This is a genomic window from Rhodococcus sp. SMB37 (assembly GCF_004345605.1).
In the GTDB taxonomy this organism is placed as follows: Bacteria; Actinomycetota; Actinomycetes; order Mycobacteriales; family Mycobacteriaceae; genus Rhodococcus.
On record NZ_SLVY01000001.1, the window covers coordinates 484,159 to 509,814 of the forward strand.

Here is a 25,656-nt window from a genome sequence, read left to right on the forward strand (position 1 = left end):
CGAAAAAACAGTGCTTCACCACACTCGACGGTTCACCGACGCCACCCTGCACGATGGTCCGCCTCGGCATAGTCGGGCCTGCCCGAAGTCCTCAACTGCTGACGACCACGACCGACCGAACGCAAAGTGGTGTCGAGGACTTCCTCGAACTCGGCAAGCTTGCCGTCGACGTACTCGTCGCACTCCGTGCGCAGCCGATCGGATTCGGCATGGGCACCATCGATGACGCGCGCCGACTCCGCGTGCGCTGACTGCACGACCTCGGTCTGAGACACCAGCCGTGCCTGCTCGGCCTCGCCGTCGGCGACCGATCTGTCGTACGCGGCCTTGCCGGCCTCGATCATGCGATCCGCCTCGGACCGAGCCCGACCGGTGACGGCGTCGTACTGCCGTTTGCCGTCGGCGATGAGTCCGTCTGCCTCCGCCTGCGCATCGGCGACCAGCTCGTCCGCATGTGCGCGCGCTTCCGCCACCATGCGATCTGCCTGCGCCTTCGCATCGGACAGCATGCGGTCGGCGTCGGCTCGGGCGTCCTCGATCAGTGTGCGCGCTTCGTCGTCTGCGTCACCGACCGTTTTGTCCGCCAGGGCCCGTGCGTCGCCGACCAGCTTGTCGCGGTGATCGAGAACGTCCTGAGCGTCGTCCAGTTCGGCGGGAAGAGCGTCCCTCACGTCGTCGAGAAGTTCGAGCACATCGCCGCGCGGGACCACGCAGCTCGCCGTCATGGGAACGCTTCGTGCCTCTTCGGTGATCGCGACAAGTTCGTCGAGTGCCTCGAATACCCGGTACACGCCAACCCCAATCCTGATCCGTCGACCCGGCCGGTGCGACCGCGCCGTGTCCAGTCTGCCGCAGCTCGGGCTCCGGTTCCGGTCCACGCGCCGGTGTGTCGGATCACGGTTCGGTGGTGTGAGGGGAGTTACTTGTCGGCGGCCCGTTCGGCGAGACGCGCGAGGAGCCGCTTGTGCACGGCCTCGGGCAGCATGTCGGAGACATCGCCGCCGTAGGTGGCGACCTCCTTGACGAGCGAACTCGACAGGTAGCTGTACACGGGGTTCGTGGCCACGAACAGGGTGTCGACGCCCGTGAGCTTGTGGTTCATCTGCGCCATCTGCAGCTCGTAGTCGAAGTCGTTGGCGCCGCGCAGCCCCTTGACGATCGCGGAGATCCCGTTGGCGGTCGCGTACTCGACCAGCAGGCCCTGCCACGAATCGACGCGCACGTTGCCGAGATGCGCGGTGGCATCAGCGAGCATCTCGAGGCGTTCGGGCACCGTGAACATCCCCTGCTTGTTGGGGTTGATCACGACGGTGACCACGACCTCGTCGAATTGCACCGCAGTACGGGCGATGACATCGAGGTGTCCGTTGGTGACCGGGTCGAAGGATCCTGGGCATACCGCGCGGCTCATGAGTCAGCACCGTAACAGGCCGCGATCTCCACGCGCGTCTCACCGTACTTACGGACCCGATCGACGCCGAAGCCGGTGGGCCACGCGGTTTCCGGTGCTCGGGTGGAGCGTTCGAGGACCACGATCGAGTCCTCCCCCACCCAACCGTGCTCGAGGAGCGCAGTGAGCACATCCGACACCGCGTTCTCCGCGATCGCGTACGGAGGATCCGCGAAGACCACGTCGTATTCGCGGTCTGCACCCCCAGCGAGGACTGCGGCGACCGGCGCGGAGCGAAGCACCGCACCGGTCAGTCCGACGGAGGAGATGTTGTCGCGGATCACCGCGGACGCTTTCGCATCCGATTCGACGAGCATCGCGTGCGAGGCCCCCCGGGACAGTGCTTCGAGGCCGAGCGCGCCGGACCCGGCATAGAGGTCCAGCACGATGGCCCCGTCGAGATCGATCCGTGCATCGAGCGAACTGAACAGTGCCTCTCGGACCCGCTCGGATGTCGGGCGAGTACCGCGGGGCGGCACCGCAAGGCGCCGCCCCCCAGCTCGACCAGCGACAATACGTGTCACTCGGCGCTGTCCTCCGTCGCCACCACCACGAGCAGATCTCCGCCTTCGACCTGCTGTACCGGACCGGCGGCGATACGCGTGATCAGTCCGCCGCGAGGCGCGGTGATCGCCGCTTCCATCTTCATCGCCTCGATCGTGGCCACCGTGTCGCCGGCAGCGACCTTGTCGCCCTCGGACACGACGAGTGTGACCGTGCCCGCGAACGGAGCCGCGACATGCCCCGGATCGTTGCGGTCCGCCTTCTCCGCAGCCGGAACTTCGCTCGCGATCGACCGGTCACGCACCGACACAGGGCGGAGCTGGCCGTTGAGCAGGCACATCACGGTACGGAAACCACGCTCGTCCGCATCGGAGATCGCCTCGAGGCCGATGAGCAGCTCGACGCCCTTGCCGAGCCGGACCCGGTGCTCCTCGCCGTGCCGCAGCCCGTAGAAGAACTGGTTCGCCGACAGCTCGCTGGTGTCGCCGTACTGCTCACGATGCTGCTCGAATTCGCGGGCAGGGCCGGGGAACAACAACCGGTTGAGGGTCTGACGTCGCTCGAGAGACGACCCGGCCAGGCCCTTCTCCTCGTCGGCGGTCAGCGGCGTCTCGGGCTTCGGATCCTTGCGGCCGGAGAGTGCCTTGGACCGGAACGGCTCCGGCCAGCCACCGGCCGGCGTCCCGAGGTCGCCGCGTAGGAACCCGATGACCGAATCCGGGATGTCGAACTTTCCGGGGTCTGCGGCGAACTCGTCGACCGACACGCCCGCACCGACCAGGTGCAGGGCGAGGTCACCGACCACCTTCGACGACGGCGTCACCTTGATCAACCGGCCCAGCAGTCGATCCGCGCCGGCGTAGGCGGCCTCGACGTCCTCGAACCGGTCGCCGAGGCCGAGCGCGATCGCCTGCTGTCGGAGGTTCGACAGCTGTCCGCCCGGAATCTCGTGCGTGTAGACACGACCGGTCGGCGCGGGCAGACCCGACTCGAACGGCGCGTACACGCGGCGCAGGGCCTCCCAGTACGGCTCGAGATCGCACACTGCCTGCAGGTCCAGACCGGTGTCGAATTCGCTGTGCGCAGCTGCCGCGACGATCGCCGACAGCGCCGGCTGGCTGGTGGTACCCGCGAGCGCCGCCGATGCACCGTCGACGGCGTCGGCTCCCGCGTGCCATGCCGCGACGTAAGTCGCGAGCTGGCCACCGGGGGTGTCGTGCGTGTGTACGTGCACCGGGAGATCGAAGTTGCTGCGCAGCGCCTTGACCAAGGTGGCCGCGGCGGGCGCGCGGAGCAGACCTGCCATGTCCTTGATCGCGATGATGTGCGCACCGGCATCGACGATCTGCTCGGCCAGCTTCAGATAGTAGTCGAGCGTGTAGAGCGTCTCGTTCGGGTTCGACAGGTCGCCCGTGTAGGAGAGAGCCACCTCGGCGAGCGTGGTTCCCGTCTCGCGGACCGCGTCGATCGCCGGACGCATCTGATCGACATTGTTGAGCGCGTCGAAGATGCGGAAGATATCGATGCCGGTGTCGGCGGCCTCCTGCACGAACGCGCGGGTCACGGCTTCCGGGTACGGGGTGTATCCGACGGTGTTGCGGCCTCGCAGCAGCATCTGCAGGTTGATGTTCGGGATCGCCTCGCGGAGCGCCGCGAGCCGCTCCCACGGGTCCTCGTGCAGGAAACGCAGTGCCACATCGTAGGTCGCGCCGCCCCACGCCTCGATCGACAGCAGTTCCGGTGTCATGCGGGCGACGTGACCGGCCACCGTGAGCAGATCCTTGCTACGCACGCGCGTCGCGAGCAGCGACTGGTGCGCGTCGCGGAACGTCGTGTCGGTGACACCGACGCTTTTCTGCTCACGCAGTGCCCGCGCGAAGCCCTCTGGTCCGAGTTCGAGCAGACGCTGCCGCGACCCGGGAGCCGGGGGTGCCGACAGGTCGATCGCAGGAAGCTTGTCGTGCGGATACACCGTCGCAACCCGCTCACCGTGCGGCTTGTTGACGGTGACATCGGCGAGGTACTCGAGGATCTTCGTGCCGCGGTCGGCCGAGCGTCGCAGCGTCAGCAGGTGCGGGCGTTCCTCGATGAACGACGTGGTCACCCGGCCCGCACGGAAATCCTCGTCGTCGAGCACGGCCTGCAGGAACGGTATGTTCGTAGACACACCGCGAATACGGAACTCGGTCACCGCACGACGGGCACGGGCGACAGCCGCTTCGAGGTCACGGCCGCGGCACGTGAGTTTGACCAGCATCGAGTCGAAGTGCGCCGAGATCTCTGCGCCGACCGAAGTACCACCGTCGAGGCGGATACCCGCACCACCGGGGGTGCGGTAGCCGGTGATCCGGCCGGTGTCCGGGCGGAAGCCGTTGGCCGGATCCTCCGTGGTGATACGGCACTGCAGAGCCGCACCGTGGATGCGGATCGTGTCCTGGCTCAAGCCCAGATCGGCCAAGGATTCACCCGACGCGATCCGCAGCTGCGCCTGCACCAGGTCCACATCGGTGATCTCCTCGGTCACCGTGTGCTCGACCTGGATGCGCGGGTTCATCTCGATGAACACGTGCTTGCCACGCTCGTCGAGGAGGAACTCGACCGTTCCCGCACACTGGTAGCCGATCTGCTCGGCGAACGCGACAGCGTCCGCACAGATCCGGTCGCGGAGTTCAGGGTCCAGGTTCGGGGCCGGAGCAAGCTCGATGACCTTCTGGTGTCGACGCTGCACCGAGCAGTCCCGCTCGTACAGGTGGACGACGTTGCCGTGCTTGTCGGCGAGGATCTGCACCTCGATGTGACGAGGGTTGACCACTGCCTGTTCGAGGAAGACCGTCGGATCACCGAATGCCGCATCGGCCTCGCGGGATGCCGCCTCGATGGACTCGCGCAGCTGCGCGGGCTCGGCGACTCGTCGCATACCGCGACCACCGCCACCTGCGACGGCCTTGACGAACACCGGGAAAGTCATCTTCTCCGACGCCGCGATGAGCGCGTCGATGTCGGCAGACGGCTCCGACGATGCCAGCACCGGCAGACCTGCTGCCTTCGCAGCCGCGATCGCGCGTGCTTTGTTTCCGGTCAGCTCCAGGATCTCGGTCGACGGACCGACGAACGTGATGCCCGCACGATCGCACGCCGCGGCGAGATCCGGATTCTCCGACAGGAAGCCGTAACCGGGGTAGATGGCGTCGGCACCCACCGACGAGGCTGCATTCACGATCTCGTCCACCGACAGGTACGCCCGAACCGGGTGACCTTCTTCACCGATCTGGTAGGCCTCGTCGGCCTTCAGACGATGCAGGGACTTGCGGTCTTCGTACGGAAACACCGCAACCGTTTCTGCACCCAGTTCGTAGGCAGCACGAAACGCGCGGATTGCGATCTCGCCTCGGTTGGCGACAAGCACTTTGGAGAACATTGCACGACGGTACCGCGCCCCAACAGCACTTCCTTCCCCGGGATTCCACATCTCGAGACGCTGCTGTGTTCCTCCGGGACTGTAACGATGCAGTCGTCCACCAGGTAACACACACGAAACCTGCGCGGTCGCAAGGCCGTAACACCGCGCCGGGGAGCCGGTCGCGCTCGAAAACCTGCACCGGTGAATTTTCTCGAAGGACAACGCACATGGCCCGCAGGACCACCGCGCATCTGTTCAGCTCCGTCAACTGCGTTGTCGAGTCACCCGACAAGTTCCAGCTCGACGCCTTCGGCCCCGAAGAGGGCGAGTTGATGACCGAATCGCTGGACGAGGTGACAGATGTCGTCATCGGCCATGGCAACGCCGTCCTGACCTACACACTGCGCGACTGACCACAACCGCCCTCGATCACGATTTCTCGAGGTATTCGGCTTTCCTGGTGTCGAGCGCGGCGTCCATCATGCTCGCGAGTCCCGGATGCTGCTTCAGTTCCGGGTCTTTCTCCGTGATCTCCCGGGCGAAGCGCTGTGCAGCGGCGATCACCTCGACGTCGTCGACGAGCGACAGCAGACGCAGAGTCGACACCGTTCCGGACTGAGCGACACCGAGCACGTCGCCTTCACGACGCAGCTGCAGGTCGAGTTGGGCGAGTTCGAATCCGTCGGCCGTGCCGGCGACCGCCTCCAACCTGGTCATCGTCGGGCTACCAGGCCTGGTGTCGGTGATGAGCAGGCACAGCCCCTGATGGCCACCTCGGCCGACTCGGCCACGAAGCTGATGGAGCTGACTGACACCGAACCGGTCGGCATCGACGATCACCATCACCGTCGCATTCGGTACGTCGACTCCGACCTCGACGACCGTGGTGCACACCAGTACGTCGATGTCGCCCGCCCCGAAGTCGCGCATCACGGCGTCCTTCTCGTCGCCGGGAAGCCGCCCGTGCAGCAACCCGACACGCAGATCGGCCAGCGGACCGGAGGCCAGTTCGTCGAACTGTTGCAGGACCGATTTCGTGTCGGGCGGCTTCTGCTTTCCCTTCTTCCCGGTGGCGGACTCGTCGAGAAGCTCGAAGGCTGCGGGGTCGAAAGCAGCGTCGTCGTCGGCCTCTCCGTCACCGATCCGCGAACACACGACGTACGCCTGGCGACCTTCCGCCACCTCCTCACGAATGCGTTCCCACGCCCGCTCGACCCACGTCGGATGGGCTTTCGCTGCGACGACACGGCTGACGATCGGGGAACGCCCCTTCGGTAGCTGACGCAGCGTCGACACCTCGAGATCGCCGAGCACCGTCATCGCGATGGTGCGCGGGATCGGCGTCGCGGTCATCACCAGCACGTGTGGGGCCGCCCCGTCGCGCCCGCGGGAACGCAACTTGTCGCGTTGCTCCACACCGAACCTGTGTTGCTCATCGATCACGACCAATCCGAGATCGAAGAAGCTGACATTGTCCTCGATCAGGGCGTGGGTGCCGATCATGATGCCCGCGTCGCCGGTCATCGCCTCGTTCAGTGCCTGCCGCTTCTGCGCTGTCTTCATCGATCCGGTCAGGAGCGTGATGCGGGTGGCGAGGTCGTGGGCGCCGAGTTCACCAGCGGCGGCGAGGTCACCGAGCATGGCGGTGAGTGAGCGTGCATGCTGGGCTGCGAGGACCTCGGTGGGTGCGAGCAGCGCGCACTGGTGACCGGCATCGATCACCTGCAGCATCGCGCGCAACGCCACGATCGTCTTGCCGGAACCCACCTCGCCCTGCAGCAATCGGTTCATCGGGTGCTGCTGCGACAGATCCGCGGAGATCTCCTCCGCCACAGACAGCTGTCCCTCGGTCAGCTCGAACGGCAACCTGCGATCGAACTCGTCAGCGAGCGCATCGGCCCGGCGCGGACACTTCGGTGCGCTGCGTACCTCGACGTCGTGGCGCCGACGCGCCATCACCAGCTGCACCGCGGCAGCCTCGTCGAACCGCAACCGTTCCCGCGCGCGGGTGACGTCGTCCTTGGAATCGGGCATGTGAATGGTCCGCAAGGCTGCGTCGAGTCCGATCAGGGAATGTTCGCTGCGCACCCCGTCCGGGAGGGGGTCGTCGACGGAGTCGAGCTGATCGAGGACCTGCCGGACACATCGCATCACGGTCCACGACTCCACGTCGCGGGTGGCCGGGTACATCGGGATCAGGGCGCGATCGAAGATCGACATGTCGATGCCATCGCTGCCTTGGGCGCTGCGCGCCAACCCCGCCAACGCACCGGCTCCGCGGACACGTACCGGTGCGGGTGCGGCACCGCCGACCTCCGGGTCGCGCGGTTCGGGCAGGATCACATAACTCGGATGCGCCAGGCTCCACTTGTCGCGGAAGTACTTCACGGTGCCCGAGAACATGCCGCGCACACCGGGCTTGATGTTGTATTTCACCTTGTGCGGATTGAAGAAGGTGACGTCGATCTTGTGGCGGTCGGACACCAGCACCACGGCCAGCCGCGTGCCGGGTCGGCTCTTCATCCGCACCTCGTCGGCCTTCTCCACGCGAGCGATGATCGTCACGTGCTCGCCCTCGGCCGGTTGGGTGTCGCCGAGTTCGGCGCCCTGGGTGGCGTAGCGGTGCGGGTAGTGCCGCAGCAGGTCTTCCACGGTGGTCATCCCGAACGCTTCGGACAGCTTGTCGGCGGTCTTCCGGCCGAGGAGATGATCGAGGCGGTCCGCGAGTGTCGCCACTGCCGTCCCTTCCGTTCCGTGCGGTGACCGTCCGAGGTCACCGGCTACTCGACGCCGAGCTGCAGCAGGTCGCTGCGCTGGCCCCCCTGGTACACCACAACCTCGAGTTCGGGGTGGCGGTCGTCGAGGTGGCGGGTCAGTTGTTCGGCGAGACCGTCGGGGGCGCCGTCGCCGACCAGCATCGTCACGAGCTCACCGCCCGCAGCGAGGATCTTGTCGAGCAGCGACACACCCGCTGCCACAAGATCATGCTCGATGACTACGACATCTCGACCTGCGAGCCCGAGACTGTCGCCCGGTTCGCACGTCCCGACCCAGGTCAAGGCACGTTCGGTCGCGTACCGCAACGATCCCCAGCGGGTCGCGGCCGCCGCTTCCGACATCGCGAACGCGTCGTCGACGGTCGCGCGTCCCGCGTCGTGCACCGCAAGGGACGCCAATCCCTGGACCATCGAGGAACACGGTAGGAACATCACCTCGCGGTGGCCATCTCTGGCCTGCGCACCCACTGCAACGACGTCCTGCTCGGACACCCACCCGTTGGGAAGGACGAGGACGTCCGTGCTCGGCAACGAGCGGATCGCGTCGAGCAGCAGACGGGGGTCGACGGCTGTCTCTGCAGTGAGGACGGTAGCGCCCTCGGCGTCGAACAATCCCTCGGCGCCGGCACCCGAGACGATTGCGAGGACCGCTCGGCCGGAGGCGGACGCCGAAGCACCCGGGGCACTCGTGACGCACTGCTCGACACGGCCTGCTTCCAGCGTGAAGCAGGTGATCGCGATGCGGCGCAGCCTGCCCGCCGCGATTCCCGCCTCGATCGCAGCACCGGCGTCGCAGCAGTGCACGTGGACCGACCATCCTGCAGAGCCGTCCCCCACGATCGCAACCGAGTCGCCCAGTTCGTCGAGCCGGGCCCGGAGCTCCGCGATCCGCGCGCGATCGGACCCGTCGACGATGTACATGACCTCGTAGTCCTGCGACTCGACGTCGTGTTCGGCAGCGTTGTGATCCGGGACGCTCTGACCACCGGTGTCGGGGACCGGAGTGCTGGTGAGTCGTAGGTGACGGTCGGGGCGATGTCCCGACACGATTTCGACCAGGCAGTCGAGCAGGATCAGCAGGCCGAGACCGCCGGCGTCGACGACTCCGGCCGCTGCAAGAACCTCGAGCTGTTCCGGTGTGACCTCGAGGGCGGTCGCCGCGGCGTCGGCGGCAGCCCCGACCGCGACCTTCAACGACGTCGTCTCGGCGGCAGCGAGTCCTGCTCCGTCCGCAGCGGCGCGCAGTACGGTGACGACAGTGCCCTCCGCGGGGGTGCTCAATGCGCCCGTCACGGTCGTGGCCGCCCTGTCCAGAGCGCGAGCGAAGTCGCGGCCGTCGACGGTGCTCAGACCCGCGATCGAGTCCGCGACACCGCGCAGTCCCTGCGCAAGGATCACCCCGGAGTTGCCGCGTGCTCCGACGAACGCACCGCGTGCGAGTGCCTCGGCGACCGCACCCACCGTGAGTGCACCGTCGACGGGTCCGCCGAGTTCGTCGGCGGCGGCGCGCAAGGTGGCGAGCAGGTTGGTGCCGGTATCGCCATCCGGAACCGGGAAGACATTGAGGGTGTTGATCTCGTGGCGGCGTTCCTCGAGGGTCGTCAGACCGAGATCGACCCACCGGCGCAACGCTCGACCGTCGACGCCCTCACCGACTTCGAGCACCCGATCACCCCCTGTTCCTGCGCCCTCGTACACTCGTGGAAATCCTAGCTGCGCCGCGTTCTCGCGTCCGGTTTGGTCTTACGCAGTCCGGTTCGCTAAGCTGGTCCGGTTGCCTGACACGGGTGACGACGATCCCCGTGTCTGAAGCATGCACAGACAGAAGATATCCACTAGACACAAGGAGTTCGCGACATGGCTGCCGTCTGCGACGTATGCGCCAAGGGCCCCGGCTTCGGGAAGTCGGTCTCGCACTCGCACCGGCGTACCAACCGTCGCTGGAACCCGAACATCCAGAGCGTCCGCGCTCAGGTTGCACCGGGCAACACCCGCAAGATGAACGTGTGCACCTCCTGCCTGAAGGCAGGAAAGGTTGCTCGCGGCTGATCCCGGTCGAGATGTGGATCAAGGCCCTCGGTGCGTAATGCACCGGGGGCCTTGATCGTTCGGTAACCGATACCGATATGGTGCGACGGTGACCGATAACCTACAGTCCCTCGTACGCGTGGAGGACGGTGTGCTGCGGATCGCCGTGGCCACCGCCGAACACGGCACGTCGTTGTCCCCCGAAGGCATGCGACAGGGCATCGACGCCCTGCGTTCGGCCGGCCCCGAGATCGGTGCAGTCCTCCTCGTCGGCGAGGGCGCGAACTTCTGCGCGGGTGGAAACGTCCGCGGCTTCGCCGCGGCGGAAGACCGCAGCGCCCACCTGTTCGACATCGCGAACCTGTTCCACGACTTCGTTCGCGCACTCGACGCCATCGCAGTTCCTGTCGTCGCCGCGGTGCACGGCTGGGCGGCAGGCGCGGGCATGAGTATCGTGCTGCACGCAGACATCGCGTTCGCAGGTCCTGGAACGAAGCTGCGGGCCGCCTACCCGTCGATCGGGTTCACCCCGGACGGCGGCATGTCGTGGACTCTGCCGCGCGTCGTGGGGCTCGCCCGTGCGCGCGAACTCATCCTCACCGACGCTGTGATCAGCGCCGAGGAAGGTGTCAGGCTCGGGCTGCTCAGCCGGATCGTCGGCGACGACGAGATCCAGGGCGAGGCCCTGAGGATCGCACGCACCCTGGCGCACGGCCCGACCGCGGCCTACGCGGGCATCCACCGTCTGGTGAACGACTCCGTGCATCGGTCGCTGTCCGAACAGATGGACGCCGAGGCCGCATCGATCTCTGCCGCATCGACCACCCCCACCGGCATCGAAGGTGTGAACTCGTTCGTCGAGAAACGCCGCCCCGACTGGTCGCTAGGCGCCAACGCCGACCAGCAGTGATCGCCGCGAGCCGCTGGGCGACGTGCTAGGGCAGACGCCAGTCCACCGGCTCGCCACCCTGCTCCACCAGCAACGCGTTCGCGCGGCTGAAGGGTTTCGATCCGAAGAATCCGCGCGACGCCGACAGCGGCGACGGGTGCGCAGACTCGACGGTCGGGATGTCGCCGAGCATCGGGCGCAGGGTGGCTGCGTCGCGGCCCCACAGAATCGCGACGAGCGGCGTTCCCCGCGCGACGAGCGCTCGAATCGCCTGTTCGGTGACGCCCTCCCACCCTTTACGCCGATGCGATGCCGGCTCCCCCGGTTGCACGGTGAGCACCCTGTTCAGCAACAGCACGCCCTGTTCCGACCAGGGAGTGAGATCGCCGTTGGTGGGCTGGGGCAGTCCCAGGTCGTCGCCGTACTCGCGGTAGATGTTGGCGAGACTACGCGGAATGGGCCGCACGTCCGGTGCCACGGAGAAACTCAGCCCGACCGCGTGGCCGGGCGTGGGGTACGGGTCCTGGCCGACGATCAGCACCCGCACGCGGTCGAACGGGTGGGTGAACGCACGAAGGACGTTCTCGCCTGCGGGTAGGTACCTGCGCCCGCCTGCGATCTCCGCCCTGAGGAACGCGCCCATCGCAGTGATGTCGTCGGCGACGGGTGCGAGAGCCTCCGCCCAGCCAGGGTCGACGATCTCGGACAGAGGCTTCGGTGACCGCTCGGTCGTCTGCTCGCTCACGTCGGAAACTCCTCCGGTCGGTCTTCTGTCGATACGGTTCTGGTGGATAGATCGAGACCCGATCAGTCGATACGACGCAGGTCCGTGCGGTAATAGTCGGCGTTCGCGGCATACATCTTCGCGTTCGCGTCGAAGTGGCCCTCGGGCAACTCGAATCCTTCACGGATCTTCGCGGGGATCCCCATAGCCATCCGCCGTGCCGGAAGCTCGAAGCGCGGCGGGATCAGGGCACCGGCCGCAACCTGCGCGCCCTCCCCGATCGTCGATCCGTTGAGCACGAGCGAACCCGACCCGATCAGAGCACCGTCGCCGATCGTGGCGCCCTCGATGTGGGTGTTGTGCCCGACCACACACCGTGCGCCGAGGATCGTATCGTCGATCGCGGTGCAGTGGATGATGGTGCCGTCCTGGATGTTGGTCTCTTCACCGACGACGATCCGGCCGTAGTCGGCCCTCAGCACCGCGGTCGGCCACACCGAGGCGTGAGCACCGAGGGTGACGTTGCCGATGACCACCGCGTCGGGGTGCACATAGGCGGTGGAGTGGATGTCGGGCGTGCGGTCGCCGAGAGCGTAAACAGCCATCGGAAAAACCTATCTCGAGGTCGCGGACCCGAAACTCTCCCACCCACCCGGTGCGCCCCAGCTCCGGCCGTCGACCGTCACGCCGCTGCCGTCGTGCACGCGGCCGATCCGGCGCCATCCGTCCGGCAGATCCGCCTCGGGTGGGAAGCATGCGGCGAGGGCGTGGTCTTCGCCGCCGGTGAACACCCAGGTCCACGGGTCGGTTCCGAGGTTCCCCGCCGCGGCTCTCAGGCGCGGCCCGGGTTCGAGGGTGTGCTGTTCCACGGTGATCCCGACGCCCGATGCGACCGCGATGTGCCCGAGGTCGGCGAGCAGACCGTCGGAGATGTCGGTGCCGGCCCGAGCCCCGGCGAGTACGGCGCTGACGCCGGCCTCGTAGGGCGGTGACGGAACCCGGTGTACGTCGACGAGGTCGACGAATCCGGTGTGCTCGGCCGCAAGCAGGGCCAGCCCCGCCGCGGACGCTCCGGTGGTACCGGCGAGCGCGACGATGTCACCCGCGCGTGCCTCCGAGCGCAGCAGCGGTGCGCGTCCCTCCAGGTCACCGAGGACGGTGACGGCGACGATCACCTGTTCGGCCTGAACGAGGTCTCCGCCGATCACGCCGGCGCCGATCGCTTCGGCGGACTCACCGATGCCCGCAGAGATCCCGTCGAGCACTGAGACCGGAGTGTCGGGCGGGCAGCCGAGTCCCACGAGGAAGGCGATGGGTCGCGCTCCCATCGCGGCGACGTCCGCACCGTTCTGCGCCACCGCCTTGCGCCCGACGTCCTGCGGCGACGACCAGTCCAACCGAAAATGTCGGCCTTCGACGAGCATGTCGGTGGAGACCGCGACCCGGCCGTCCGCCGCCGCCACGATCGCGGCGTCGTGTCCCGGTCCCACCAGCGTCGTGGCGGGCTGTCGCCGACCGGCGACCGCCCGGGCGATCGTGGGAAACTCCCCCACCTCGGCAACGGTGGGTTCCCGCCCGGGGCTGCTGAACGAACCGATCGGATCCGACACGGTGACTGGCGCCTCTTTCTCGATCGGCTGTGGTCGGGCGGAGTGCCTGCCCTGCTAGCGTCGTCAAACGCTACCTTCCTACCCGCTCACTCTCCGATTCCGGGAAATAGATGAACGACAACTCTGCGCCCGAACCCGACCCGACCGCGACAGATGTCCCCGAAACCGCCGCTGATGAGCCCCGCCGCAGCCCCGCGATGATCGCCACCGCGGTCGCGCTCCCCGTCGCGCTGCTCACGGGGATCATCCTGGCGGCCGTCATGGTGTCGCGGGATCCCGTAACAAGTCCGGTGGGGCTGGGGCCGGTTCCCGCGCCGGAAGCGGAATCGGCCTCGTGCTCGGACCTGCTCGGCGCGCTTCCCGAGAACATGGGCGACTTCGCCCGTGCGGAGCTGGCCGATCCTGCCCCGGTCGGGGCGGCAGCGTGGCAGGCTCCCGACGCGTCCGAGGTCGTCCTGCGGTGCGGTCTCGACCGGCCCGCCGACTTCGATCAGGCTGCCGCGCTGCAGATCATCGACGGAGTGCAGTGGTTCGAGGTGTCGGGCGCCGAGCAGGGCATCGATGCCAGCACGTGGTATGTCGTGGACCGTCCGGTCTACGTCGCGCTGACGGTCCCGAACGGCTCGGGCGCGACTCCTCTGCAGGACATCTCGGCGGCCGTGATCGAAGTTCTACCTCAGCAGGAGATCGACCCCGCTCCGATCGAAGGTCCCTGAGCCGGTACACTCAGCGCGCGTGCATGGTTCCGGTCTGCTGGAACCGCTGGTGGAATCCGAAGGCTTCCCCGAGCAGGTGCGGGGTGTGACCCGTGCCCTCGGCTGCTTCGGCCCGCTCGACGTAATCGGTCAATTCCGCGCGGTAGTCGGGGTGTGCGCACTTCTCGATCACGACCCGCGAACGACGGCGCGGTGCAAGTCCACGCAGGTCCGCGAGCCCCTGCTCGGTGACGAGAATCTGCACATCGTGCTCAGTGTGGTCGATATGCGGCACCATCGGCACGATCGAGGAAATTGCACCGCCCCGCGCGGTGGATGGGCTCAAGAACATCGACAGGTAGCCGTTGCGGGCGAAATCTCCCGAACCACCGATCCCGTTCATCATCCGTGTCCCCATCACGTGGGTGGAGTTGACGTTGCCGTATATATCGGCCTCGAGCATTCCGTTCATCGCGATGACGCCGAGGCGCCGGACGATCTCCGGATGGTTGCTGATCTCCTGCGGTCTGAGCAGGATGTGCTCACGGTAGAAATCGATGTTCCGCACCAGCTTGTCGAGCCCTTCGGCCGACAGCGCGAATGCCGTCGAGGAGGCGAAGCGCACCGTACCGTCGTCGATGAGCTGAAGCATGCCGTCCTGGATGACCTCCGAATAGCAGGTCAGTCCACGGTAAGGGCCGTTGGAGAGCCCTGTGAGCACCGCGTTGGCAACGTTCCCGATGCCCGATTGCAGGGGCAGAAGCGTATCGGCGGGCAGGCGACCGGCCTGGACCTCGTGACCGAAGAAGTCCAGAACGTGCGCAGCGATGGCGTCGCTGGTCGCGTCCGGTGGTGTCAGCTTCGCGGTGGTGTCGGGCGATTCGGTCTCCACCACGGCGACGACACGCTCGGGGTCCACCCGGAAGAAGGGCTGCCCGATCCGGTCGTCCACATCGGTGAGGAGGATCGGTGTGCGATGCGGCGGCAGCGCGGTGCCGTAGTAGATGTCGTGACTACCCGCGAGTCCCTCCGGAATCCACGAGTTGACCTCGAGGATGATCTTCTCGGCCACATCGAGCCAGGTCTTGCTGTTGCCGACGGACGTCGCGGGTATCAACTCCCCGGACTCCGTGATTCCGGCAACTTCCACCACCGCGACGTCGACGTTGCCGTAGTAGCCCTCCCACACCTGCTGTGCGACGTGCGACAGGTGGATGTCCACGTAGTCGATGCGTCCCTCGTTGATGCGTGCCCGAGCGGTCGGCTCGGCCTGGTAGGGCATCCGTAGAGCGATCCCGTCCGTCTCGGCGAGCAGCCGCTCGGTCTCCGCCGAGACCGACGCACCGGTCAGTAGATCGACCGCGAACTCGTCACCGGCCACGCGGGCGGCACGGATCCGCTCGGCGAGCGCACCGGTGACAGCTTTCGGGGTGCCGGCACTGGCGAAACCACTGATCGCCACGGTATCCCCGCGGTGGATGTGCCGCACTGCCTCCTCCGCCGAGACGACTTTCTTGCGGAATTCTCGGTTCTTGATCCGATCCGTGCTGGAGACCGGAACGGTGGGGGCAGAGCTCATCGACATGCAGGCAGTTTAGCGGCGCTAAAGATCGGTGGATCACACTGCCCGTGTCCGAGGGAACGAGGTCACCGTAACGTACAGCGGGTAGGTGACCTCCCGATTGCTCCACACCTGTCCCGTGCACACCGGGTGAGCGTCGGAGCCGTCGTGCACGATGGGCGCATGGGCACTCCGATGATCGATCTGCGCGACGAGGCCGAACGACTGCTCGGCGAACTGGCCGGCCCCGGCGCGAAACTCCGCGACGACCAATGGACGGCGATCGAGGCGCTCGTGGTGCACCGTCGTCGCGCTCTCGTCGTGCAACGCACCGGCTGGGGTAAGTCCGCGGTGTACTTCATCTCCGCCAAACTTCTCCGCGCACACGGCCACGGGCCCACCGTGATCGTCTCTCCACTGCTTGCCCTGATGCGCAATCAGGTGGAGGCCGCCGAGCGGGCAGGCGTGCATGCCGCGACGATCAACTCCGGAAATGTCACCGAGTGGGGTGGCATCCATCAGCGCATCGCGGACGGCGAGATCGACGTCCTGCTCGTCAGCCCCGAGCGACTCAACAATCCGGACTTCCGCGACCAGGTCCTGCCCTCACTTGCCCGTGATGCCGGACTCGTCGTGGTCGACGAAGCGCACTGCGTGTCGGACTGGGGCCACGATTTCCGTCCCGACTATCGGCGCATCCGCACGCTGGTCGCAGAACTCGGTCAGGGCATCCCGGTCCTGGCGACCACGGCGACCGCGAACAACCGGGTGGTCGCGGATGTCGCTACCCAGCTCGGTGTGGGGGCGGGCAGCGACGACACCCTGGTCCTGCGAGGTGGGCTCGACCGACCGTCACTGCACCTGTCGGTGGTTCGGATCGACGAGCCTGCGCGACGCGCCGCATGGCTTGCACAGCACCTGCACGAGCTCCCCGGCTCCGGCATCATCTATGCGCTGACCGTGTCCGCAGCACGCGATCTTGCGTCGTTGCTCGCCGAACACGGCCACACCGTGGCCGCATACACCGGGCAGACCGATACCGCCGAGCGTGAGCAACTCGAGGCCGATCTCCTCGCGAACCGCGTCAAGGCGTTGGTCGCCACGTCGGCGCTCGGAATGGGCTTCGACAAACCCGACCTCGGGTTCGTGGTGCACCTGGGCGCCCCGTCGTCGCCGATCTCGTACTACCAGCAGGTCGGGCGCGCGGGGAGATCCACCGATCGTGCCGAAGTGATCCTTCTGCCCGGCAGTGAGGACCGGCAGATATGGAAGTGGTTCGCTTCGGTCGCGTTCCCGGAGGAGTCGCTGGTTCGCCGCGTGATCGGCGCGCTGGATGATGAGCGCCCGCTGTCCACGCAGGCACTCGAGCCCCGCGTCGACCTCAATCGGTCCCGGCTCGAGATGGTGCTCAAGGTCCTCGATGTCGACGGCGCGGTGCGCCGCGTCAAGGGGGGCTGGATCGCGACCGGGCAGTCATGGGAGTACGACGCCGAACGTTATGCCCGCCTCGAGGCGGCGCGTGCGGCCGAGCAGGAGGCAATGCTCGAATACGAGAGGACCGCGGGTTGCCGGATGGTCTTCCTACGGCGCCAGCTGGACGACCCCGAGTCGAGCCCGGACATGCCCGGGTGCGGTCGGTGCGACAACTGCACCGGAGTTCGCTGGGACTCCGGAGTCGACGACGAAGAGGTACAGCGCACCCGTGCCCGACTCGAACGCCCAGGTGTCGATCTACCTCCCCGCAAGCAGTGGCCCACCGGCATGGCCACACTCGGCGTGAAGCTGTCCGGGAAGATCACCGACGGGCCGGAGCCCGGGCGAGTACTCGGCCGGCTGTCGGATCTCGGGTGGGGCCCGCGGCTGCGAACGCTGCTGGACGGCCCCGATGCCGAGGCGCCCGAATCCGTCGTGAAGGCCGCAGTGGCCGTGCTCGCGGCGTGGGACTGGGCCGAACGCCCGACCGCAGTGATGGCAATCGACTCGGCCGACCATCCAGTGTTGGTGGGCTCGCTCGCCGCGCAGCTCGCCCGACTCGGACGCCTGCAGAACTTGGGGGTCCTGCGACGCCGCCCGGGACAACCCACCGTGACCGCCGCCAATTCTGCGTACCGCATCGCAGCGTTGGTCGACGCGTGGGAGCCGGTGGATCTCGAGGCGCACCACGGACCGATACTCCTCGTCGACGCCGTGACGGACACTGGGTGGACCTTGACGATGGCGGCGCGTCATCTCGCCGCGGCGGGAGCAGAAGCCATTCTCCCGTTCGCGCTGGCGAGCCCGAAGTAATCGCTCCGGCAACGCCAACCGATACACAATTGTGACTGGCCTCACAACCGGCGCCTCACCTGCACAGAGCCCGGGTAATCCCCCACCGATTCGGACCAAAGGGGTGATTTCGATCCGGACTCTTGTTAGGTTCGAACTACTTATGAAGCCCGTTATGGAGAGTAGTACCCCAACGACCGAACCGGCTGAATTGAGTTTTCGGAGCCCACAGATATCCGACGGAAAGCGTTTGTGGCAGATTGCCCGCGATTCCGAGGTGCTCGACGTCAATTCCGGTTATGCGTACGTCCTGTGGTGTCGCGATTTCGCCGACACATCGGTTGTCGCAACGGACGAGACCGACCGCCCGGTCGGATTCATCACCGGCTACCGTAGGCAGAACTCCCCCCAGACACTGTTCGTATGGCAGGTTGCTGTCGATGCTGATCAGCGTGGTCGCGGAGTCGCCGGACGCATGCTCGACGCGCTCCTCGACCGCCTCCGTCCGTCCGGTGTGACGCGGCTGGAAACCACCGTCAGCCCCGACAACGCCGCATCGATCGCCATGTTCACGGCTCTGGCACGACGCCGTGGCACTCATATCACGCGAACAGATTTGTTCGCTCCCGATGATTTTCCCGATTCACATCTGGCGGAAGATCTTTACACGATCGGCGACTGATCAGGCGTTACGGAGAATTCTCCGTGCCGAGTTCGTCATCGAAATTCATCACAGGAGGACCAGAGAAAATGACCATCCTGGAAGACAAGCCCGGCACCCACGCTGGTAACGACATCTTCGAGCACCTCGAATCCGAGGTCCGCAGTTACAGCCGTGGGTGGCCCACAGTATTCGAAACCGCGTCCGGCTCCTGGTTGCGGAGCGAGGACGGCAAGGACTACCTGGACTTCTTCGCCGGCGCAGGGGCCCTGAACTACGGCCACAACAACCCGATCCTGAAGTCCGCCTTGGTGGACTACATCATGAAGGACGGGGTCACCCACGGCCTCGACATGATGACTACCGCGAAGCGCGATCTCCTCGAGACGTTCGAGCGTGTGATCCTGCAGCCTCGTGGGCTCGACTACAAGGTCCAGTTCCCCGGACCGACCGGCACCAACACGGTCGAAGCCGCGCTCAAGCTGGCTCGCAAGGTCACCGGCCGCGAATCGATCATCAACTTCACCAACGCATTCCACGGCATGACGCTGGGGGCACTCTCGGTGACCGGCAACTCGATGAAGCGCGCCGGCGCAGGCGTTCCGCTCGTGCACGCCACCCCGATGCCGTTCGACAACTACTTCAACGGTGTCACCGAGGACTTCCAGTGGTTCTCCCGCGTACTCGACGATTCCGGCAGTGGTCTCAACCGGCCCGCCGCGGTGATCGTGGAGACCGTCCAGGGTGAGGGCGGCGTCAATGTCGCGCGCGCCGAATGGCTTCGCGCCCTGGCGGATCTGTGCTCCGAGCGTGAGATCCTGCTGATCGTCGACGACGTTCAGATGGGTTGCGGCCGCACCGGCAAGTTCTTCTCCTTCGAGGAAGCCGGCATCACCCCCGACATCGTGACGCTGTCGAAGTCCATCGGTGGATACGGCTTGCCGATGGCCCTCACACTGTTCAAGCGCGAACTCGACGTCTGGGGCCCGGGCGAGCACAACGGCACCTTCCGCGGCAACAGCCCGTCGTTCATCACCGCGACCGAAGCCCTGAAACACTACTGGACCAACGACGAACTCGAGCGCGGCACGCTGCGCAAGGGCGAGCGTATCCACCAGACCTTCATGAACCTGTCCGACATGTTCGAGGGTGTGTCCACCCGCGGCCGCGGTCTGGTCCAGGGGCTGGTGTTCGAAGACCCGTCCGATGCTCAGAAGGTATGTGCCCTCGCATTCGAGAAGGGACTGCTGGCCGAGACGTCGGGTCCGTCCGACCAGGTCGTCAAGCTGCTGCCGCCGCTGACCATCACCGACGACGAACTCGAGTACGGTCTGAACATCCTCGCCGAGGCCACCGCCAAGGTCCGTTCCTGACCTGCCCCGTCCCCCAGTTCACCAGTAGAAAGAGCATCGCTTCACATGATCGTGCGTACCACCGAGGAAATCACCGATACCGAGCGTGACATCACGTCCGAGGACGGACAGTGGCGCAGCAAGCGCATCGTCCTCGCCGGTGACAAAGTCGGCTTCTCGTTCCACGAGACGACCATCGAAGCCGGGACGATCAACGAGTTCCACTACGCCAACCACATCGAGGCGGTCTGGTTGGTGGAGGGCACCGGCAAGCTGCGCGACCTCGACAACGATGTGGTGTACGACATCGGTCCCGGGTCGATGTACCTGCTCAACGGACACGAGCGGCACCGTGTCGAGCCGGAGACCCGTATGCGGATGCTGTGCGTGTTCAACCCCCCGGTCACCGGCCGTGAGGTGCACGACGAGAACGGGGTCTACCCGCTCATCGTCGAAGAGACTGCCTGACCGACCCCATGATCGGGGTCACCCAGCGTGACCGATGCGGGGCGGACGCATAGAGTCGAGGCCATGGCCTCCACTCAGCGTTCGCCCCGCATTGCTGTCGGTCCCCGGCCCGACGACATGTTCGTCCGGGCGGTCGCCAGCGGAGGCGGGATCACCGTCTCTCTCGACGAGAGTCCCGACGCCCTGATCTGGACCAGCGGCCCGGACACCTTTCCCGCAGCCCTTCCCGAATCGGTGCGCTGGGTGCAGCTGTCTTCTGCCGGGGTCGAGAACTGGCTCGCGGAGGGCATCATCAAGCGGCACCCGCAGGTGCTGTGGACGTCCGCGGCCGGAGCGTATTCCGCCACGGTCGCCGAACATGCCCTGATGTTGCTGCTCGCTGGTGTGCGGGCGCTCCCCCACCATCTCGCGGCGTCGTCATGGGCGCCCGAAGAGTTCTATCCACATCTGGGCACACTGCGCGGAGCCACGATCGGCATCATCGGCGCAGGCGGGATCGGACGCGCCCTCATCCCGATGCTCGCGGCGCTCGGCGCTCAGACGCTGGCCGTCAATCGCAGCGGACGTCCCGTCCCCGGCGCAGTCGAAACCTTCCCAGTAGAGCGAATCGACGAAATCTGGCCGCTCGCAGACCATTTCGTGATCTCGGCAGCGGCCACACCGGACACCGAGCAGCTGATCGGCGCGAAGGAGTTGGCCGCGATGAAGCCGACCGCGTGGCTGGTCAACATTGCGCGGGGCAGCCTCATAGACACCGACGCGCTGGTCGGCGCCCTGACGGCGGGCACCATCGCGGGTGCCGGACTCGATGTCACCGATCCCGAACCTCTTCCCGTCGGGCATCCCTTATGGTCGCTGCCGAATGCGATGATCACGCCACACGATTCGAATCCCCCGGCCCTTCGCGTGCCCGCCTACGTGGAACGTGTGGTCGAGAACGTCACGCGGTTCGCGTCGGGCGTCGAACCTGTCGCGGTGATCGATGTGAGCGCCGGTTACTGAGATCCGCTCTCCTCCGGTGCGTTTCGCTCGTCCCGATCGGCCCGTTCCAGCAGCCGATCGAGCGAGAACGCGTCGTCGTCGATTCCTGCATGCAGATCACCGAGTTCTGCGAATCGGCGGGGGACGGTCTCGATGGTGAAGTCGCGCGGTTCGAGGTCACCGATCTCGTTCCATCGCACCGGCGCCGAGACTGTTCGTTCCGGAACGCCGCGCACCGAGTACGCGCTCGCGATCGTGTGGTCGCGAGCGTTCTGGTTGTAGTCGACGAAGACCGCAGTGGGATCCCTGTCCTTGCGCCACCACGCGGTGGTGACATCATCCGGCGTGCGACGCTCGACTTCGCGCGCGAAAGCCAGTGCAGCCCTGCGCACATCCTCGAATCCCCAGTTCGGCTCGATCCGCACGTAGACGTGCAACCCGCGCCGACCCGAGGTCTTCGGCCACCCCACCGCACCCAGCTCGTCGAGCACCTCGTGCACCACCGACGCGACGCGGCGCACCTTCCCGAAGTCGCATTCGGGCATCGGGTCGAGATCGATCCGCCACTCGTCGGGCTTCTCCACATCGGCGCGGCGCGAGTTCCACGGGTGGAATTCCACCGTCGACATCTGTACCGCCCACACGACATCCGCGAGGTGTGTGACGCACAGTTCGTCGACGTCGCGGTTGTATCGGGGGAAGTGCACACGGACGGTCTGAACCCACTCCGGTGCGCCGCGCGGCAGCCGCTTCTGATGGACCTTGTCACCCTCGAGACCATCGGGGAACCGGTGCAGCATGCACGGCCGGTCCCGCAGCGCTCGGACGATGCCGTCTCCCACGGCGATGTAGTACCGGGCCAGGTCGAGCTTGGTGACGCCGAGCGCCGGAAAGTAGACACGCTCGGGATGCGATATCCGCACCGTTCGGCCCCCGACGTCCAACTCGACAGCCGTCGACGAACCCTTTGCTGCTCCCATTCCCCGACTCCCGTCGTCGATCCGCCTCGCAGTCCATGGTCGCCCGTGGCCGCGCTCCGCATACTGCATTCGCCGACATCGAGGAACGCCGGAGTTACCGCAGAGCGACGGCGACGTAAGGTTCAGTGCATGTTCGTCAAGATCTGCGGCCTCCGGGAGCCCGAGCACGTTGCGGCAGCCGTCTCGGCCGGCGCCGACGCCATCGGGTTCGTCCTGACGGAGAGCCCCCGGAAGGTCACCCCGGAACGCGCGGCCGAACTGGCCGCCGGAGTACCCGAGAACGTACTCACCGTCGGCGTGTTCGCCGGACAATCGGTCGCGGAGGTGCGGGCACTCGCCGACATATCCGGGATCCGAGCGATCCAGCTGCACGGCAACTACCCGGCGGAGTCCTTCGCCGCGCTCGCAGAGCACCCCGCTCGGCTGATCCGCGCAGTGGGGGCCGACACCGCCCAGCCATTGACTGCCGGTGCATTCGGCGAGGACCTGCTGCTGGTGGACGCACCGAAACCGGGCAGTGGTGAATCATGGGACCCTGCGGTATTGCCGTCACTGCCCACCGGGCGCTGGCTGCTGGCCGGTGGCCTGTACCCAGATACCGTCGCCGCGGCCATCACTGCGGTCCGCCCCTGGGGTGTCGACGTCTCGAGCGGTGTCGAAGTATCGCGCGGGGTGAAGGATTGCGACGCGATCCGCCGATTCGTCGCCGCCGCCAAGAGCTCCGGCCCGCACTGATACGCGCGGCATTCTCCGACATCGAGAACCGTCCGGCGATACCGTCGAACCGTGTTGTTCACCCAGGTGGTCGAGACGTCCGCAGCGGTTGCCGCGACCCGGTCGAGGAAGATCAAGACGGCTGCCCTGCGAGCCCTGCTGGCACAGGCGACTCCCGATGAGGTCGAGCCTGTGGTGTCGTGGCTGTCCGGTGTACTTCCGCAAGGGCGCATCGGCGTCGGGTACCGCACCCTGGCAGCGTTGCAGGCAGCGCCCGCCGACGATCCGACTCTGACAGTGACGGAGGTCGGCACACTCGTCGACCGGATCGCAGACCTGTCCGGCCCAGGATCGACCGGACTGAGAAAGGAACTGCTGTCCGACCTGTTCACCCGCGCAACCGCGTACGAACAGGCCTTCCTGGTGCAGTTGCTCGGTGGAGAGCTCCGACAGGGCGCGCTCGAAGGCGTCATGACCGACGCCGTGGCGGCCACCGCGGAGCTGCCGGCCGACGCCGTGCGACGCGCGGTGATGCTCTCGGGGCAGCTTCCCCGCGCGGCAGTCGCCGCGTTCACCGGTGGGCTCGACGCCCTCTCCGAGTTCCGGCTAGAGCTCGGGCGTCCGGTCCGGCCGATGCTCGCCGTACCCGCCGAGTCGGTCGAATCTGCACTCGACGAGTTCGCCGGCGACTGTAGCGTCGAGTACAAGCTCGACGGCGCGCGCATCCAGGTGCATCGCAGCGGCGACTCGGTATGGGTGTTCACTCGGACTCTGCGCGAGATCACCTCGTCGGTACCCGAACTCGTCGAGCTCGTTGCAGGCCTGCCCTGCCGCAGTGTCGTGTTGGACGGCGAGACGCTCGCCCTCACCGATTCCGGGCGTCCCCGGCCGTTCCAGGAAACCATGAGCCGTTTCGGAGCGAGCACCGCGCGAGAGCTGCTCCTCCGTCCGTATTTCTTCGACTGCCTTCATCTCGACGGCGCCGATCTGCTCGATCTCCCACTGTCCGAACGTCTTACCTCCCTCGAGCGTGTCGCGGGTGCGCATCGGATTCCGGCGGTGGTGTCGCCGGACCCGGCCGCAGCGCGCGCCCACTTCGATGCCGCGCTCGAGCACGGCCACGAGGGCATCATGGTCAAGTCCCTGTCGTCGCCGTATCTGGCCGGCCGCCGAGGGCATGCGTGGCAGAAGATCAAACCCGAGCACACCCTCGACCTCATCGTCCTGGCCGCCGAATGGGGCTACGGGCGCCGCACCGGGTTCTTGTCCAACCTGCACCTCGGCGCCCGCGACCCCGACGGCGGTCCCCCGATCATGGTCGGTAAGACCTTCAAGGGCCTGACCGACGAACTGCTGCGATGGCAGACCACTCGGTTTCCGGACTTCGAATCCCACCGTGACCACCACACCGTGTACCTACGACCGGAGTTGGTCGTGGAGATCGAACTCGATGGTGTGCAGGCCAGCACCCGCTATCCGGGTGGTGTCGCATTGCGCTTCGCCCGGGTTCTGCGCTATCGACCCGACAAGTCTCCTGCTGACGCCGACAGTATCGACGCGGTCCGAAGCCTACTCCCCGCCCGAGGAACGAACACGACAACGCAGGAATAACATGGAGGCCGCGAAGGAGGGCCTGTGTTCGGTACCCGAGAGTCGACGGTGACGAACCCGTCCGAGGAGTTGCATGCGCTCGTGGAGGGGCGACGCGTCGCCGTCCTCACCGGAGCCGGGGTGTCGACGGATTCCGGGATCCCCGATTACCGGGGCCCCGATTCACCGCCGCGCAATCCGATGACGTTCCAGCAATTCGTGGGCGATCCGGTCTTCCGCCAGCGCTACTGGGCGCGCAACCACATCGGCTGGCGACACATGGATGCAGCACGACCGAATGCCGGTCACCGCGCTGTCGCCTCGCTCGAACGGAAGGGAACCGTCCTCGGCGTCATCACTCAGAACGTCGACCTGCTGCACACGAAAGCGGGAAGCCGTCGAGTGATCGACCTGCACGGCTCGTACGCTCAGGTGCGGTGCCTTACGTGCGAGAACCGCATCTCACGGTTCACGCTGCACGAACGGTTGTCGGCAGCGAACCCGGGCTTCGCGGAGCGCGCACATAACGTCACCGGGCTCGAGGTCGCGCCCGATGCCGACGCCGTCGTCACCGACACCAGTGATTTCGTCGTCGTCGATTGCGACCGGTGCGGCGGGATGCTCAAACCCGACATCGTGTACTTCGGTGAGATCGTGCCGCGTTCCCGGGTCGACGCGGCCTTCGAATTGGTGGACGAGGCGGATGTGCTTCTCGTAGCAGGGAGTTCACTGGCCGTGCAGTCGGGGTTGCGTTTCGTCCGTCGCGCGGTCGCACGGGATATCCCGGTCGCGATCGTGAACCGCGGCCCGAGTCGCGGAGACACCCACGCGACGGTGAAGGTCGATGCGGGCACCTCCGAGATGCTCGGCGCACTCGCCGGATCATGACTTGCGCGCGACGTAGTAGAGGTTGAACGGCTCGGTCTCGACCTCGTGGACCGCCACGTCGGTGAAGCCGGCCTCTGCCAGCGTCGACGTGGCCTTCTGCCTACCCCATCCGGCGCCCA

23 protein-coding genes are annotated in these 25,656 nt (G+C 66.7%); 12 read left to right on the forward strand and 11 right to left on the reverse strand.

Annotation, left to right across the window (positions count from 1 at the left end; all coding sequences use genetic code 11):
* Window positions 1-32: 32 nt before the first annotated feature.
* The 4 genes from EV641_RS02335 to EV641_RS02350 all read right to left on the reverse strand — a co-directional run bounded on the left by EV641_RS02335 (window position 33) and on the right by EV641_RS02350 (window position 5,372).
* A complete protein-coding gene (locus EV641_RS02335) occupies window positions 33-791 on the reverse strand; it encodes a DivIVA domain-containing protein (RefSeq protein WP_132470596.1) in 759 nt (252 codons plus the stop codon).
* A gap of 128 nt (window positions 792-919) precedes the next feature.
* A complete protein-coding gene (coaD, locus tag EV641_RS02340; RefSeq protein ID WP_132470598.1) occupies window positions 920-1,411 on the reverse strand; it encodes a pantetheine-phosphate adenylyltransferase in 492 nt (163 codons plus the stop codon).
* A complete protein-coding gene (gene rsmD, locus EV641_RS02345; protein WP_132470600.1) occupies window positions 1,408-1,974 on the reverse strand; it encodes a 16S rRNA (guanine(966)-N(2))-methyltransferase RsmD in 567 nt (188 codons plus the stop codon). The genes coaD and rsmD overlap by 4 nt, the downstream gene beginning before the upstream one ends.
* The gene (locus EV641_RS02350) at window positions 1,971-5,372 is read right to left on the reverse strand and encodes a pyruvate carboxylase (RefSeq protein ID WP_132470602.1); all 3,402 of its coding nucleotides are present in this window, start codon (window positions 5,370-5,372) and stop codon (window positions 1,971-1,973) included. Before EV641_RS02350 ends, rsmD begins: the two co-directional genes overlap by 4 nt.
* Window positions 5,373-5,581: 209 nt before the next feature.
* Between EV641_RS02350 and EV641_RS02355 the strand changes: the two genes are divergently transcribed.
* The gene (locus tag EV641_RS02355) at window positions 5,582-5,767 is read left to right on the forward strand and encodes a hypothetical protein (protein ID WP_054717699.1); all 186 of its coding nucleotides are present in this window, start codon (window positions 5,582-5,584) and stop codon (window positions 5,765-5,767) included.
* 16 nt (window positions 5,768-5,783) lie between these two features.
* On the opposite strand, the gene recG is transcribed toward EV641_RS02355, so the two are convergent.
* Window positions 5,784-8,090 carry an ATP-dependent DNA helicase RecG gene (recG, locus tag EV641_RS02360; RefSeq protein ID WP_132470604.1) on the reverse strand — a complete coding sequence of 769 codons (2,307 nt, stop codon included), beginning with the start codon at window positions 8,088-8,090 and terminating at the stop codon, window positions 5,784-5,786.
* A gap of 44 nt (window positions 8,091-8,134) precedes the next feature.
* A complete protein-coding gene (locus tag EV641_RS02365) occupies window positions 8,135-9,796 on the reverse strand; it encodes a DAK2 domain-containing protein (RefSeq protein ID WP_132470783.1) in 1,662 nt (553 codons plus the stop codon).
* Between the two features lie 192 nt (window positions 9,797-9,988).
* On the opposite strand from EV641_RS02365, the gene rpmB reads away from it, so the two are divergent.
* Together rpmB and EV641_RS02375 are read left to right on the forward strand one after the other, a co-directional pair.
* A complete protein-coding gene (rpmB, locus tag EV641_RS02370; protein WP_054720034.1) occupies window positions 9,989-10,180 on the forward strand; it encodes a 50S ribosomal protein L28 in 192 nt (63 codons plus the stop codon).
* A gap of 88 nt (window positions 10,181-10,268) precedes the next feature.
* On the forward strand, window positions 10,269-11,069 hold the full coding sequence (locus EV641_RS02375) for an enoyl-CoA hydratase-related protein (RefSeq protein ID WP_054720031.1): 801 nt from the start codon (window positions 10,269-10,271) through the stop codon (window positions 11,067-11,069).
* A 25-nt stretch (window positions 11,070-11,094) separates the two neighbouring features.
* Here the strand turns inward: EV641_RS02375 and EV641_RS02380 are convergent, their stop codons facing one another.
* The 3 genes from EV641_RS02380 to EV641_RS02390 all read right to left on the reverse strand — a co-directional run bounded on the left by EV641_RS02380 (window position 11,095) and on the right by EV641_RS02390 (window position 13,382).
* Window positions 11,095-11,793 carry a uracil-DNA glycosylase gene (locus tag EV641_RS02380; RefSeq protein ID WP_132470606.1) on the reverse strand — a complete coding sequence of 233 codons (699 nt, stop codon included), beginning with the start codon at window positions 11,791-11,793 and terminating at the stop codon, window positions 11,095-11,097.
* Between the two features lie 62 nt (window positions 11,794-11,855).
* Window positions 11,856-12,377, reverse strand: a complete 522-nt coding sequence (locus EV641_RS02385; RefSeq protein ID WP_132470608.1) for a gamma carbonic anhydrase family protein — start codon at window positions 12,375-12,377, stop codon at window positions 11,856-11,858.
* A 9-nt stretch (window positions 12,378-12,386) separates the two neighbouring features.
* Window positions 12,387-13,382: a thiamine-phosphate kinase gene (locus EV641_RS02390; protein ID WP_277874472.1), complete on the reverse strand. Its 996-nt coding sequence runs from the start codon at window positions 13,380-13,382 to the stop codon at window positions 12,387-12,389.
* Window positions 13,383-13,492: 110 nt separating this feature from the next.
* On the opposite strand from EV641_RS02390, the gene EV641_RS02395 reads away from it, so the two are divergent.
* The gene (locus EV641_RS02395; RefSeq protein ID WP_132470610.1) at window positions 13,493-14,098 is read left to right on the forward strand and encodes a DUF3515 domain-containing protein; all 606 of its coding nucleotides are present in this window, start codon (window positions 13,493-13,495) and stop codon (window positions 14,096-14,098) included.
* A 10-nt stretch (window positions 14,099-14,108) separates the two neighbouring features.
* On the opposite strand, the gene EV641_RS02400 is transcribed toward EV641_RS02395, so the two are convergent.
* A complete protein-coding gene (locus EV641_RS02400; RefSeq protein ID WP_132470612.1) occupies window positions 14,109-15,662 on the reverse strand; it encodes an acetyl-CoA hydrolase/transferase family protein in 1,554 nt (517 codons plus the stop codon).
* 159 nt (window positions 15,663-15,821) lie between these two features.
* Here EV641_RS02400 and EV641_RS02405 point away from each other — a divergent pair, with 159 nt between their 5' ends.
* From EV641_RS02405 to EV641_RS02425, 5 genes are all read left to right on the forward strand, one after another.
* Window positions 15,822-17,924 carry a RecQ family ATP-dependent DNA helicase gene (locus tag EV641_RS02405; RefSeq protein ID WP_132470614.1) on the forward strand — a complete coding sequence of 701 codons (2,103 nt, stop codon included), beginning with the start codon at window positions 15,822-15,824 and terminating at the stop codon, window positions 17,922-17,924.
* Window positions 17,925-18,066: 142 nt separating this feature from the next.
* Complete coding sequence (ectA, locus tag EV641_RS02410; protein WP_054717728.1) at window positions 18,067-18,585, forward strand: diaminobutyrate acetyltransferase; 519 nt, start codon at window positions 18,067-18,069, stop codon at window positions 18,583-18,585.
* 68 nt (window positions 18,586-18,653) lie between these two features.
* Entirely contained in the window at window positions 18,654-19,937 is a 1,284-nt protein-coding gene (ectB, locus tag EV641_RS02415; RefSeq protein ID WP_054717731.1) for a diaminobutyrate--2-oxoglutarate transaminase, read from the forward strand.
* 45 nt (window positions 19,938-19,982) lie between these two features.
* Window positions 19,983-20,384 carry an ectoine synthase gene (locus tag EV641_RS02420; protein WP_054717734.1) on the forward strand — a complete coding sequence of 134 codons (402 nt, stop codon included), beginning with the start codon at window positions 19,983-19,985 and terminating at the stop codon, window positions 20,382-20,384.
* 63 nt (window positions 20,385-20,447) lie between these two features.
* Window positions 20,448-21,386, forward strand: a complete 939-nt coding sequence (locus EV641_RS02425) for a D-isomer specific 2-hydroxyacid dehydrogenase family protein (protein ID WP_132470616.1) — start codon at window positions 20,448-20,450, stop codon at window positions 21,384-21,386.
* Here EV641_RS02425 and ligD read toward each other — a convergent pair.
* Window positions 21,380-22,345, reverse strand: a complete 966-nt coding sequence (gene ligD / locus EV641_RS02430; protein ID WP_132470618.1) for a non-homologous end-joining DNA ligase — start codon at window positions 22,343-22,345, stop codon at window positions 21,380-21,382. The genes EV641_RS02425 and ligD overlap by 7 nt on opposite strands.
* Before the next feature lie 129 nt (window positions 22,346-22,474).
* On the opposite strand from ligD, the gene EV641_RS02435 reads away from it, so the two are divergent.
* Genes EV641_RS02435 through EV641_RS02445 form a run of 3 tightly spaced genes read left to right on the forward strand, consistent with a single transcriptional unit; the run spans window position 22,475 to window position 25,537 of the window.
* Window positions 22,475-23,080 carry a phosphoribosylanthranilate isomerase gene (locus tag EV641_RS02435; RefSeq protein WP_132470620.1) on the forward strand — a complete coding sequence of 202 codons (606 nt, stop codon included), beginning with the start codon at window positions 22,475-22,477 and terminating at the stop codon, window positions 23,078-23,080.
* A 51-nt stretch (window positions 23,081-23,131) separates the two neighbouring features.
* Window positions 23,132-24,670 carry an ATP-dependent DNA ligase gene (locus tag EV641_RS02440; protein ID WP_132470621.1) on the forward strand — a complete coding sequence of 513 codons (1,539 nt, stop codon included), beginning with the start codon at window positions 23,132-23,134 and terminating at the stop codon, window positions 24,668-24,670.
* Window positions 24,671-24,694: 24 nt separating this feature from the next.
* Window positions 24,695-25,537, forward strand: coding sequence for a Sir2 family NAD-dependent protein deacetylase (locus tag EV641_RS02445; RefSeq protein WP_132470623.1), 843 nt, complete (start codon window positions 24,695-24,697; stop codon window positions 25,535-25,537).
* Window positions 25,538-25,656 lie beyond the last annotated feature (119 nt).